The sequence below is a fragment of the Stenotrophomonas sp. SMYL86 genome (assembly GCF_036320025.1).
Taxonomy (GTDB): Bacteria; Pseudomonadota; Gammaproteobacteria; order Xanthomonadales; family Xanthomonadaceae; genus Stenotrophomonas; species Stenotrophomonas maltophilia_A.
This window is the reverse complement of sequence record NZ_JAWIRU010000006.1, coordinates 59,127-72,017: the sequence shown is the minus strand read 5'-3', so window position 1 is coordinate 72,017 and position 12,891 is coordinate 59,127. Positions and strand designations below refer to the sequence as shown.

Sequence of the window (12,891 nt, the reverse complement as noted above, 5' to 3'; positions counted from 1 at the left end):
AGCCGGGGGCGGCGGATGATCGATCCGCCGCCCCCGGAGTTCGCCTGCATCGGGCTTACTTGACCCCGTGCATCATCTTCTTCAGCAGCGGCGCGGCGATGAAAGCGGCCAGCGCACAGCCCAGGCCGATCCACATCAGCAGCCAGAACAGGTGCGCATAGGCACCGGCCGCTGCCACCATGTCCAGCGATTCGCCTTCGGGCACTTCGATCGCGGCCAGCTTGCCGAACAGCGCCGCCAGCGTTTCCGAGAACGCGGTGGCCAGGAACCAGGTGCCCATCATCAGGCTCATCACCCGCGGCACGGCCAGCTGGGTCACCGCCGACAGGCCGACCGGCGACAGGCACATCTCACCGCTGGCCAGCAGGAGGTAGGCCAGCACCAGCCACCACACGCTGGCCATCTCGCCGGTGGCGCCGACCTGCTGTGCGGCCAATGCCAGCGGCACGAACGACAGCGCGCCGATCACCAGCCCCCAGGCCGATTTGACCGGCTTGCCCGGTTCCCAGCCGCGGCGGTCCATCCACGTCCACAGTGCGGCGAAGGCCGGCGCCAGCAGCACCAGGAACAGGCCGCCGAGGTAGGTCAGCGAGCCGGCGGTCTGCGGAATCACCAGGCAGTCGCGCACCAGCAGCACCAGCATCAGCACGACGATGGCGGCGAAGAACGTTCGCGGTGCAGATGAGCCCGGACGGCGCTCGGACAGCCGCGCGCTGACCACGAAGCCCAGCGGTGCCAGCAGCAGCGAGATGATCGACCACGGCAGCGGGGTACCGCCGGTGATCACCAGCGAGGGCACGATGTCCTTGGTCAGCAGGCGGTCGGTGAAGGTCACCCACGAGCCGTAGGACTGCTCGTACAGGGTGAAGAACACCAGTGCCATGAAGATCAACACCATCAGCGCGACCATCTGCTGGCGCTGCACCGGCGTGCACTTGCTGCCGGTGAACCAGGCGAACCAGACCAGCACGCCGCCCAGCACCACCAGCATCAGCATCAGTGCCAGGCTGATTTCACCGCCCAGCGCGAACGCGCCGTTGCCGGCCGCCCACATCAGCCAAGCCACCGGCAATACACCGAGCATCGCGCACAGATAGATGAGCCATTCGCGCGGCAGGCCCAGCACCTTCTGCTTCAGCGCGGCCGGCTGTGGCGGCTCGGCGTGGCCCTGCAGGTACTTCTGGCCCCACAGGAACATCGCCAGGCCGGCCAGCATGCCGATGCCGGCCGCACCGAAACCGTACTTCCAGCCATAGGCCTCGCCGAGGAAGCCGCACACCAGCGAAGAGAACAGCGCGCCGAGGTTGATGCCGGCGTAGAACAGCGAGAAGCCCGAATCGCGGCGCGGGTCGTCCTTGGCGTACAGCTTGCCGACGATGGTGGAGATGTTCGGCTTGAGGAAGCCGACGCCCATGATGATCAGCGCCAGCGACAGGTAGGTCACCGCCAGTGCCGAGGTGTCGCGCACCACTTCGCCGTTCACCCGATACGCGGCGTGGCCTTCGAAGGCCATGCCGAGGTGGCCGAGCACCAGCAGGATGCCGCCGAACAGCACCGCCCGGCGCATGCCCAGCCAGCGGTCGGCCAGCATGCCGCCGAACACCGGGATGCAGTACACCAGGCCGCCATAGGCACCGAGCAGGTCCAGGCCGGCCTTGTCGCCGAACAGGTGGTACTTGGTCAGGTACAGCAGCAGCAGCGCCTTCATGCCATAGAAGGAGAAGCGCTCCCACATTTCGGTGAAGAAGCAGACGTAGACGCCCTTGGGATGGCCCAGGAAATCGTCGGAAGCGATAGCGGTGGAATTCATCGCGGAATTATAGGCCTGTGGCCCGATCCGCTTTCAGTAGATCCACGCCATGCGTGGATTGCCGGACTGGCCTGGGCGATCACAGGTACCGCAACCACGCCAGATCGCGCCGTCGCGCCTTGAACCGCGCGAACGCCCGCGTCGGCGGGTACAGCACCACCGCCAGCGCACAGGCCACCAGCAGCAGGCCGGCCACCGAATCCAGTGCGTACAGATCACCGTGTGTCGGCCCCCAGATCGCCAGCGCGGCCAGGTACAGCCCCTTCAGCACATACAGGTGCAGCAGGTAGAAGAACATCGGCGCGGCGCCGACATCGGCCAGCGGGCGCAGCGCGCGCGCCAGTGGTGGCCATTCGTACAGGCGCAGCAGCAACAGTCCCACGCCCAGCGTCAACAGCAGGAACTGCAGCGACGGCGGGTACTTGGTGATGTTGAACACGCTCATCCAGGTGCGCAGCGTGCTGGTCTGGTACTGCCACGGTGCATCCCCGTACTGGTTGGCGAACCGCAGCAGGGCGAACAGGGCCAGCGCGCCGACGCCTGCGCACAGCAGCCAGCGCTGGCGTTGCGCGGGGTCGCGGTCGCGGGCGAACCACGGCCCCATCAGGTAGCCCAGCGCGATCACCCCGATCCACGGCAGCACCGGGTAGGAAGTGCGCAGGCGCAGCGCGCCGGTCTCGATCCAGTCGCGCTGGTGCAGCACTTTCCACAGCATCGCCAGCAGACCGTGGCCTTCCACTCGCACGCCGTCCAACAGGTTGTGCCCTGCCACCACCGCGACTGCCAGCACCAGCAGGGCCGGGCGCGGCAGCCACAGAAGGCCGGCCAGCGCGATCATGCTCAGCCCGATGGCCCAGATCACCTGCAGGTACAGCGTTTCCGGCGGCAGCTGGAAGGTCCAGGCGAAGTTCACCAGGGTCAGTTCCAGCACGACCAGGAACAGGCCGCGCTTGAGCAGGAACGCGGCGGTGGCGCGGCGCGGGTCAGCCTGGCGCTGGCCGTACAGCCAGGCCGACAGACCAGTGAGCAGCACGAATACCGGGGCGCACAGATGCGCCAGCAGACGGCAGGCGAACAGAGCGGGGGACACCGAGGCGGCATCCATCGGGTCGCTGACCTGGTGTTGCAGGAAGAAGGTCTCGCGCACGTGGTCGAGCAGCATCAGCAGCATCACGGTGCCGCGCAGCTGGTCGATGGAGATCAGGCGGGGGGAGGCTGCAGCCACGCAAAGCCCAAGGGTGGCGTGACAGGATATAACATAACGTTATTGCCTGCAGCTCCTCAGGGCTGGCAGACCTCTGCGGTCCATCCTTTGCGTTCGTCATAGCGGACAGGGATCACGCGGGTAGATCCGTCGGGTAAGGTCTTCAGACAGAACTTCGCGTAGTAGCCTCTGATCAGGCCACTGGTGGGAGCGTTGAGGTAGACCTCATACAGCGCTCCAGGAACCAGCGGCTGCGGAGCGGCGGGCGACGTAGCCGAGACAGGGAGCTCCCCGTACACAATGCATTGCCCCGGCCTGAGAAGTACTGCTGGGCTCGGGTGATAGCTGAACGACCAGGCCTCATCGTTGACGTTGCGATGCACTGTCAGCGCCCGCAGCGGACGAGGCGAGCGGAGCGATTCGAATGTCCTGGTCGGCAGGCCGAAGCACGGCTTCCCATCCCTGTCCTCGACAACGGCGGTGCCGAATCCGCTGAAGGCGCTGGCGTCACTGATCCCCACCAGCGCACACAGCGCTGCGGCTTTGGCAATGGCGGGCGCCCGCTTCATCCGGGTCAATGGGAGTGCTGTCATTGAGTCGCTTCCTTGCTGGTGACTGCGCACGGTGGGGGATACTGCGTGTCCACTCAAGCCAGTGCCGAGCTGGAAATCCGCTCAGACGCAGCGCAGGGCACGGGGGCTGGGAGTTGCTGGGCGAAAGGCCCAATCCTGTGCGGCTTGTTCGCTGTGCCGATCATGGTCAAACACGACGCATCTGAAGGGGCGAAGGGGTCAGGTGCGGGGCGGAGCTGGAAAAGGCCCGTCGGCCGGGACCAACCGCACTGGACTTGCCGCCCCCTGAACGCTAGCGTGGCAGGGATTTTTTGCCAGCAGGGGCTTCCATGAACCACGACGCTGCGCCCAAGCAGCTCACCTTCCGCGCAGTGGCCCTGGCCATCGTGCTGGCGGTGGTGCTGTCGGCCGCAAACGCCTACCTCGGTCTGTTCGCAGGCCTGACCATCGCCACCGCCATTCCCGCCGCGGTGATTTCCATGGGCGTGCTGCGCCTGCTGGGTGGCGGTTCCATCCTTGAAAACAACATCGTGCAGACCGGCGCCTCGGCCGGCTCGTCGATCGCCGCCGGTGTGATCTTCACCATCCCCGCGCTGGTGATCATGGGCTACTGGCCGGACTTCAAGTACTGGTGGGTGCTGGGCATCGCCGGCCTCGGTGGCCTGCTGGGCGTGCTGTTCTCGGTGCCGCTGCGGCGCTCGATGATCGTTGAAGACCCGCTCCCGTTCCCGGAAGGCAAGGCTGCGGCCGAAGTGCTCAAGGCCGGTGAGAACCCGGGCCCGGGCCTGAAGATCCTCGGCCTGTCGGCAGTCATCGGTGCCTTCGTCAAGCTGGCCGCGGAAAGCGGCATGCGCCTGATTCCCGATGCCTGGGCCACCTCGGCCTATGTCGGCAGTTCCAAGGTCACCGCCTTCATCGGTACCAACCTGTCGCCGGCACTGCTGGGCGTGGGCTACATCGTCGGCCTCAACGTCGGCATCGTGGTCGTGTCCGGCTCGATCCTGACCTGGCACATCGCCATCCCGATCTACCAGGCGTTCTTCATGAACACCGATCCGGCACTGGCCGCGTCGGTCGCCACGGCATCCTCCACCGAAGCGGCGTTCGCCATCTGGGGCGCGAAGATGCGCTACCTGGGTGTGGGCGCGATGCTGATTGGCGGCATCTGGACCCTGATCTCGCTGCGCAAGTCGCTGCTCAACGGCGTCAAGAGCGGTTTTGCCGCCGCCCGCAAGAGTGGTGGCCCGGTGCTGGCGCACACCGAGCGCGACCTGCCGATGAAGTGGATGCTGGTGGCCCTGGTGGTCTTCGTGCTGCCGCTGCTGGCGCTGTACCAGGCCATCGTCGGCCAGTGGCACGTGTCGATCCCGATGACCATCATCATGATCGTTGCCGGCTTCCTGTTCGTGTCGGTCTCGGCCTACCTGGCCGGCTTGATCGGTTCGTCCAACAACCCGGTGTCGGGCATCACCATCTCCACCATCCTGTTCGCCTCGGCGGTGCTGGTGGTGCTGCTGGGCGCCGATGGCCTCAAGCCGGTCGGTGCCGGCGGTGCGCCGCTGGGCGCGGTGGCGGCGATCATGATCGGCGCGGTGGTGTGCTGCGCCGCAGCGGTTGGCGGTGACAACCTGCAGGACCTCAAGGCCGGCTATATCGTAGGTGCCACCCCGTGGAAGCAGCAGCTGATGCTGGGCATCGGTGCCTTCTCGTGCGCGCTGATCATGGCTCCGGTGCTGAACCTGCTGGCAACCGCCTACGGCATCGGCGTGAAGTCCGAACTGCACCCGAACGCGCTGGCTGCGCCGCAGGCAAACCTGATGGCCTCGGTGGCCAAGGGCCTGTTCGGTGGCGAACTGCCGTGGACCTTCATCGGCATCGGTGCCGTGGTCGGTGCCGCCATCATTGCCTTCGACAGCTGGCTGAAGTCGCGCAACGCACGCTTCCGCGTGCCGGTGCTGGCCGCCGCCATCGGCATCTACCTGCCGCTGGAGCTGATGGTGCCGATCTTCCTCGGCGGCCTGATCGCCCACCTGGTCGAGCGCTTCCACAAGGTGCGCGCCGATGACGAAGAAGGCCGCGACCGCGTGCACAAGCCGGGTGTGCTGTTCGCTGCGGGCCTGATCACCGGTGAGGCACTGATGGGCATCGCCATCGCGATTCCGATCGTGGTCAGCAGCCGCGCCGACGTGCTGGCCGTGCCGTTCCACCTGCCGGGCGCGCAGTGGATCGGCCTGGCCGTGCTGTTCCTGGTGGGCTGGCTGATCTACCGCACCGGCAAGTACACCAAGGCGTAAGGGACGGGTAGTGCCGGCCGCTGGCCGGCATCACGCCCAGAACCGGAGAACACAGGGGGGCGGGCCCCGGGCCGGGCGGGGTGGGCCGCGCGGGGCCCGCCCCCCCGGCTTCCCCGTCTCCCCCCCGGGGGGCCCCCCCCCCCCCCCCCACTACCGCAAACCGCGCTACGGCGCGGTTTGCTTTTTCTGGCGGCGGGGCCAACCCCGCGGGCAGCCATGACCGATGGCCTTGGCAGCCCCGGCCGCACGGGCCTACCATCGGTTTTTTGCCGTCCTGCGGAGACCCCGATGAAACTGCGTCATGCCCTGCTGCCACTGAGCCTGCTGGCTGCCCTGCCCAGCGTTGCCGCTGCCCGTGGCCTGGAAGTCCGCGACATGGTGGCCATGGACCGCGTCTCCGCGCCGGTACTGACCACGGACGGTGGCACTGTGGTGTTCGCCAAGCGCAGCGTGGACGCCAACCTGAAGGCCTCCACCGCGCTGTTCGCGCGCAACCTGCGCACGCGTGACGCGGCCCCTCCGAAGCAGATCACCCCGGCCGGCTGGAGCGTCAATTCCGCGTCGCTGTCGGCCGATGGCCAGACCGTGTATTTCCTCAGTGCCAAGAACGGCAGCCAGCAGCTGTACGCGCAGCCGATCAACGGCGGCACCCCGCGCCAGCTGACCGACTTCCCGGTGGACGTTGACAGCTACCACGTGTCACCGCAAGACGACCGCGTGCTGTTCAGTGCCGGCGTGTTCCAGGCCTGTGCCTCGGATCTGGCCTGCACCGAGAAGAAGCTGAAGGAAAAGAAGGACGCCAAGGCCAGCGGCCAGGTGTGGGATTCGCTGTTCGTGCGCCACTGGGATACCTGGAACGACGGCCGCCGCAACACCCTGTTCGTGGCACCGCTGCCGGCAGGCAAGGCCGGGGCGGTCAAGGGCGCCTCGGCGCTGAGCGCGACCATCGACGGCGATGCACCGTCCAAGCCGTTCGGTGGCAATGACGATTTCGCGTGGTCGCCGGATGGCGCCAGCGTGGTGGCCAGCATCCGCGTGGCCGGCAAGCAGGAGCCGTGGTCGACCAACTTCGACCTGTACCGCTTCGACGCTGCGGGCAAGCAGGCGCCGGTCAATCTGACCGCCTCCAATCCGGCCTGGGATGCCGGCCCGGTGTTCAGTGCCGACGGCAAGACCCTGTTCTACCGTGCGATGAAGCGCCCGGGCTTCGAGGCCGACCGTTTCGGCCTGATGGCGATGGACCTGGCCAGCGGCAAGAGCCGTGAGATCGCGCCGCAATGGGATCGCTCGGCTGGCGGCATCACCCTGTCCGCCGACGGCGCCAGCATCTACACCACCGCCGATGACCTCGGCGAGCACCCGCTGTTCCAGATCGACGTGGCCAGCGGCAAGGCCACCAAGCTGATCGGCGACGGCAGCGTGACCTCGGTGGACGTGGCCGGCACCAGCGTGGCGATCACCCGCAACAGCCTGAAGAGCAACGACCAGGTGCTGGTCGGCCTGCTGCCGGCCGCCGGCGAAGCCATCGGCGAGCTGCGCGCGCTGACCCCGGCCGCTGGCGACGTGCTCAAGGACGTCAGCTTCGGTGACTACGAACAGTTCGAGTTCAAGGGCTGGAACAACGACACCGTGCACGGCTATGTGGTCAAGCCGCACAACTACCAGGAAGGCAAGTCGTACCCGGTCGCGTTCCTGATCCACGGCGGCCCGCAGGGCAGCTTCGGCAATGGCTGGAGCTACCGCTGGAACCCGCAGACCTACGCCGGCCAGGGCTACGCCGTGGTGATGATCGACTTCCACGGCTCCACCGGCTACGGCCAGGCGTTCACCGATGCGATCAGCCAGCACTGGGGCGACCGCCCGCTGGAAGACCTGCAGAAGGGATGGGATGCGGCGCTGAAGAAGTATTCCTTCCTCAACGGTGACAAGGCCTGTGCGCTGGGCGCCAGCTACGGCGGCTTCATGGTCAACTGGATCGCCGGCAACTGGAACGGCCCGTTCAAGTGCCTGGTCAACCATGACGGCGTGTTCGACCAGCGCATGATGGGCTACGCCACCGAAGAACTGTGGTTCACCGAGTGGGAGCAGGGCGGTACGCCGTACCAGAAGGCGGCGAACTACGAGAAGTTCAACCCGGTCAACCACGTGGCGGACTGGAAGAAGCCGATCCTGGTCATCCACGGCCAGCAGGACTTCCGTATTCCGGTCGAGCAGGGCCTGGCCGCGTTCACTGCTGCCCAGCGCCAGGGCATCGAATCGAAGTTCCTGTACTTCCCGGATGAAAACCACTGGGTGCTGAAGCCGAACAACAGCATCCTGTGGCATGACACCGTCAATGCCTGGCTGAAGCAGCACATCGGCAACTGATGACTGCAGCGCCGCCCTTCGGGGCGGCGCTTTTGTTTCGCCATCTGCTGTACCGGTGGGTGCCGACCGTTGGTCGGCACACCTTCCTGATCTGCCTCCAACAGCAGCCGGCCAGCGGCCGGCTCTACCCAGAGCGCCTGCATGCCCTCGACCGCCCTGATCCAGAACGACATCGTCGTCTTCGGTTTGATCGCCGCCACCCTGGGCGCCGTGTTCTGGACCGCCTCGCGCGAGCAGGGCCTGTGGAAACGCTTCTACACGTTCGTGCCGGCACTGTTGCTGTGCTACCTGATTCCCGGCATCTACAACACCGTCGGCCTGATCGACGGCCAGAACACCAAGCTCTACAACCCGATCGCACGCGACATCCTGCTGCCGGCAGCGCTGATCCTGCTGACCCTGGCGGTGGACATCAAGGGCATCCTGCGGCTCGGCCCGAAGCTGGTGCTGATGTACCTGGGTGCGTCCGCCAGCATCATGCTGGGTGCGGTGGTGGCTTTCCTGGTGATGCGCGCGCTGCATCCGGAAACGGTGGCCGGTGACACCTGGGCCGGCATGGCCGCACTGGCCGGCAGCTGGATCGGTGGCGGGGCCAACATGCTGGCGATGCGCGAAGTGTTCGACGTCAACGCCACCACGTTCGGCCAGTTCGCGGTGGTCGATGTCGGTGTCGGTTACGTGTGGATGGCCGCGCTGATCTTCCTGGCCGGGCGCGCAGCGAAGATCGACGCGCGCAGCGGTGCCGACACGTCGGCCATCGATGAGCTGAAGGAGCGCATCGCGCGCTTCCAGGCCGAGCATGAGCGCGTTCCCAGCCTCACCGACCTGATGCTGATCGTGGCAGTGGCCTTCGGCGGCGTGGGTCTGTCACACGCGATCGGTGCGCCGCTGGCAGCATGGTTCAAGGCCAATGTCAGCTGGGCCTCGCAGTTCAGCCTGGATGCGCCGTTCGTGTGGGTGGTGGTGCTGTCGACCACGCTGGGCCTGAGCCTGAGCTTCACCCGTGCACGCACGCTGGAAGGTGCGGGCGCCTCGCGGCTGGGTTCGCTGCTGCTGTACTTCCTGATTGCCTGCATCGGCATGCAGATGGATCTGCTGGCGCTGCTGGACCGCCCGTGGCTGTTCCTGCTCGGCCTGATCTGGATTGCCGTGCACATCGCGCTGCTGTGGTGCCTGGGCAAGCTGCTGAAGGTGCCGTTCTTCTATTTCGCGATCGGTTCGCAGTCGAACATCGGTGGCCCGGCTTCGGCGCCGGTGGTGGCTGCAGCGTTCCATCCGGCCCTGGCGCCGGTGGGCGTGTTGCTGGGCACGATGGGCTACGCCACCGGCACCTACCTGGCCTACATCGTCGGCATTACCCTGCGCGCGCTGGCAGGGCAGGGCGGTGGGGGTTGCGCCGGCCGGGGGCCGGCACCCAGGTAATGCTGCACGGGTTCATGAGGGTGCCGGCCAACGGCCGGCACTACCGATGCGTTACGCCACTGGCAATCCGCGTTCGATCAACCACGCCTTCGCGTCTTCGGCGTCCTGCTCGAACCACGCCTGTGTCGACCCCAGCCGATACGTATACCCCCAGGCATCCATGTCGGCCATCAACCGCGCACTGCCAACGCCAGGCAGCTGCCCGGCCAGCACGATCTGCAGGTAGCAGGTGGCATCTTCCTCGGCCACCGAGTCGGTGGCGTCGGTATGCACCTGCGCACGCCGCTCCGGCGGCAGCACGATCAGATGGCAGGCTTCGTGCAGCATCGAGTGCACGGGCGTGTCATCGCGCACGTACACGTTGCTGGCGATGATGCCGGCCTCGGGCTCGCCCCAGTAGCTGCCGGGAATCGGTTCACCGGCCGCGACGTGGTGCAGCTGCAGGCCATGCGCGGCGAGCAGGCACTGCGCATCAGCGAAGGCGATGTCGCCCACGCAGGTGATGTCCACGGCGGTTGTCGTATCGGTCATGCGGGTCAGGCAGCCCCGCCCGTGCAGGCACGGGCGGGGCAGAGCTTCAGGGTTTGTCCGGGCCTTCAGGCAGCGCCACGGAGATGTCCAGCACATCGTGCTGGCCATCCTTCACCAGGTCGACCTTCACTGCATCGACGTCGATGTTCACGTACTTCTTGATCACTTCCAGCAGCTCGCGCTGCAGCAGCGGCAGGTAATCGGGGCCGCCGCGGTTGCTGCGCTCCTGCGCGATGATGATCTGCAGGCGGTTCTTGGCGGTTTCGGCGGTGGTCTTCTTCGCTTTGAGGAAATCAAACAGGCCCATGCTTACCCTCCGAACAGCTTGCTGAAGAAGCCCTTCTTCTCGACGTTGGTGAAGCGCATCGGGCGTTCTTCGCCGAGGATGCGCGCGACGGCGTCGTCGTAGGCCTGGCCGGCTGCGGACTCGACATCCAGGATGACCGGCTCGCCCTTGTTGGAGGCGTTGAGCACGTCACCCGACTCGGGGATCACGCCGATCGCCTTCAGGCCGAGCACTTCCTCGACGTCGGCGATGCTGAGCATCTCGCCGCTTTCCACGCGCAGCGGGGTGTAGCGGGTCAGCAGCAGGAAGGCCGGCACGTCCTGGCCGGACTCGGCCTTGTGGGTCTTCGAGTCGAGCAGGCCGATGATGCGGTCCGAGTCGCGCACCGACGACACTTCCGGGTTCACCACCACCACCGCACGGTCGGCGAAGTACATCGCCAGGAAGGCGCCCTTCTCGATGCCGGCCGGGGAGTCGCAGATGATGTAGTCGAAGCCGTCGGCGGCCAGGTCCTTCAGGACCTTGCCCACGCCTTCCTGGGTCAGTGCGTCCTTGTCGCGGGTCTGCGAGGCGGCCAGCACGTACAGGTTCTCGAAGCGCTTGTCCTTGATCAGGGCCTGCTTGAGGGTCGCTTCGCCGTGCACGACGTTGACGAAGTCGTACACCACGCGGCGTTCGCAGCCCATGATCAGGTCGAGGTTGCGCAGGCCGACGTCGAAGTCGATCACCGCCACCTTCTTGCCGCGCCGTGCCAGGCCGCAGGCCAGGCTCGCGCTGGAAGTGGTCTTGCCGACGCCGCCCTTGCCGGAGGTGACTACGATGATTTCAGCCAAAGGACTTCTCCTGATGATTCTGTTTGGGTGCTGCGTCAGTCCAGCGCAGCGATCTTGATCTGGTCCTGTTCCAGCCACACCTGCACGGCCTTGCCGCGCAGGGAGTCCGGGACATCGTCCAGTACCTTGTAGTGGCCTGCAATGGCGACCAGTTCCGCATGGAAATCACGGCAGAAGATGCGTGCCGCGGTGTTGCCCTGTGCCCCTGCCAGCGCGCGGCCGCGCAGGGTGCCGTAGATGTGGATGCTGCCATCGGCGATGACCTCGGCGCCGGCGCCGACGGTGGCCATCACGGTCAGGTCGCAGTTTTCAGCGTACAGCTGCTGGCCCGAACGCACGTTGCCCAGCTGCATGCGGCCCGGCTGCGGTGCGGCGGCGTCGGCAACCTTGGCCACCGGTGTGGCCGGTGCCGGCTTCGGTTCGGCACGGGCTGCGCGACGCGGTTCCGGCGCGGGCGGCGGCGGCGGGGCCGGCTCGGCCTCGGCACGCTCGTACTGGGCGCGGAACTTGGCCAGCAGTGGCAGCCCGAGCTGCTGCGAGAGCAGGTCGACCGCGCTGGTGCCATAGGCCAGCGCCACCGGCAGCACGCCGGCACTGCGCAGGCCATCGACCAGCGCCTGCGCGGTGGCCACGTCCGGCACCTGACTCAGGCCGCCGAAGTCGAGGATCACCGCGGCGCGGCCGAACAGTTTCGGCGCACGGGTGACGCGTTCGCGCATTTCCTGCACGAGGCGTTCGACATCAAGGGTACGGATGCGCAGGTTGGCGATGCCCACCTGGCCGATCTTCAGTTCACCGGCCTGTTCGTAATCGAAATTCACCGCCACGCTCAGGTCCCCGTCGGCCGCTGTGCCTGCGCCGGCAGATGCCGGGCACGTGTCCATGCCACATCCGGCAGCTTGCCGCCGTAGGTCTCCTGGACCCACGGGTAGCTGCACAGTTCCTTGGCCAGCATGCTGGCGCGCACGTCGACCTGCGGCATGGTGTTCTGGCCCAGCTCGCGGAAGCCGAAGCTGCCGTGGAAGAGCAGGGCGGCATCGGCGCCATGGTCGAGGAAGACTTCGCAGGTCATCTGCGGGTAGCGCAGCTCGGCAAAGCTCTGCGCGTCGGCATAGAACGCACGGCCGACGCCACCGCCACGACGGCGGCTGGCGACCACGATGCGGTCGATATAGAAGAACGGGGTGTCCAGCTGCTGCTTGAACCAGGCGAAGTTGCTGCTGTCGTGCTGGCTGTCGCTGCCGAAGCCGATCAGGAAGCCGGCCAGGTTGCCGTCGCGCTCGGCGACGCGGAAATACTCAGCGGTTTCGTAGAACAGGCGCAGGCGGGCCGCATCCAGGGGAAGGATGGCCAGGCCAGCGTTGTTGTTCAAAGCCAGGACGGAATCGAGCTCGTGCTCGCGCACGTCGCGGATGACAATCGACATTGTGACTCCGTGGGGTAACGCGGTTGGTCCGTCAAATTGGACCCTGCGCACGATTATTGCATGCCCGGGGTGGGCTGCGGCATGAACAGGGGACCTCGGATGCATGACTTCCGTGGGAGTGCGCGACGCGGGCCGGGCCCGTAGAG

The 12,891-nt window shown here is 66.7% G+C and carries 11 protein-coding genes; 3 read left to right on the top strand and 8 right to left on the bottom strand.

All coding sequences use genetic code 11. The features are described 5' to 3' along the window. Window positions 1–55: 55 nt before the first annotated feature. From V3B64_RS08785 to V3B64_RS08775, 3 genes are all read right to left on the bottom strand, one after another. Window positions 56–1,810, bottom strand: coding sequence for an oligopeptide:H+ symporter (locus V3B64_RS08785; protein ID WP_329913962.1), 1,755 nt, complete (start codon window positions 1,808–1,810; stop codon window positions 56–58). Window positions 1,811–1,889: 79 nt separating this feature from the next. Beyond that, the gene (locus tag V3B64_RS08780) at window positions 1,890–3,035 is read right to left on the bottom strand and encodes a heparan-alpha-glucosaminide N-acetyltransferase domain-containing protein (RefSeq protein ID WP_329913961.1); all 1,146 of its coding nucleotides are present in this window, start codon (window positions 3,033–3,035) and stop codon (window positions 1,890–1,892) included. A 56-nt stretch (window positions 3,036–3,091) separates the two neighbouring features. Next, window positions 3,092–3,607, bottom strand: coding sequence for a hypothetical protein (locus V3B64_RS08775; RefSeq protein WP_329913960.1), 516 nt, complete (start codon window positions 3,605–3,607; stop codon window positions 3,092–3,094). A 308-nt stretch (window positions 3,608–3,915) separates the two neighbouring features. On the opposite strand from V3B64_RS08775, the gene V3B64_RS08770 reads away from it, so the two are divergent. The 3 genes from V3B64_RS08770 to V3B64_RS08760 all read left to right on the top strand — a co-directional run bounded on the left by V3B64_RS08770 (window position 3,916) and on the right by V3B64_RS08760 (window position 9,669). Beyond that, entirely contained in the window at window positions 3,916–5,880 is a 1,965-nt protein-coding gene (locus tag V3B64_RS08770; RefSeq protein WP_032127608.1) for an oligopeptide transporter, OPT family, read from the top strand. A gap of 288 nt (window positions 5,881–6,168) precedes the next feature. Beyond that, entirely contained in the window at window positions 6,169–8,247 is a 2,079-nt protein-coding gene (locus V3B64_RS08765; RefSeq protein WP_121503927.1) for a S9 family peptidase, read from the top strand. A 141-nt stretch (window positions 8,248–8,388) separates the two neighbouring features. Next, window positions 8,389–9,669, top strand: a complete 1,281-nt coding sequence (locus V3B64_RS08760; protein WP_329913959.1) for a DUF819 family protein — start codon at window positions 8,389–8,391, stop codon at window positions 9,667–9,669. 51 nt (window positions 9,670–9,720) lie between these two features. Here V3B64_RS08760 and V3B64_RS08755 read toward each other — a convergent pair whose 3' ends face one another. Genes V3B64_RS08755 through V3B64_RS08735 form a run of 5 tightly spaced genes read right to left on the bottom strand, consistent with a single transcriptional unit; the run spans window position 9,721 to window position 12,745 of the window. Then, window positions 9,721–10,200 carry a hypothetical protein gene (locus tag V3B64_RS08755; RefSeq protein ID WP_049422782.1) on the bottom strand — a complete coding sequence of 160 codons (480 nt, stop codon included), beginning with the start codon at window positions 10,198–10,200 and terminating at the stop codon, window positions 9,721–9,723. Between the two features lie 46 nt (window positions 10,201–10,246). Next, window positions 10,247–10,507, bottom strand: coding sequence for a cell division topological specificity factor MinE (gene minE, locus V3B64_RS08750; RefSeq protein ID WP_004148073.1), 261 nt, complete (start codon window positions 10,505–10,507; stop codon window positions 10,247–10,249). Between the two features lie 2 nt (window positions 10,508–10,509). Continuing rightward, entirely contained in the window at window positions 10,510–11,319 is an 810-nt protein-coding gene (gene minD / locus V3B64_RS08745; RefSeq protein WP_010483375.1) for a septum site-determining protein MinD, read from the bottom strand. 35 nt (window positions 11,320–11,354) lie between these two features. Then, a complete protein-coding gene (gene minC, locus V3B64_RS08740) occupies window positions 11,355–12,203 on the bottom strand; it encodes a septum site-determining protein MinC (RefSeq protein WP_050509775.1) in 849 nt (282 codons plus the stop codon). Then, the gene (locus V3B64_RS08735) at window positions 12,149–12,745 is read right to left on the bottom strand and encodes a GNAT family N-acetyltransferase (RefSeq protein WP_032127604.1); all 597 of its coding nucleotides are present in this window, start codon (window positions 12,743–12,745) and stop codon (window positions 12,149–12,151) included. Before V3B64_RS08735 ends, minC begins: the two co-directional genes overlap by 55 nt. Window positions 12,746–12,891: the final 146 nt, after the last annotated feature.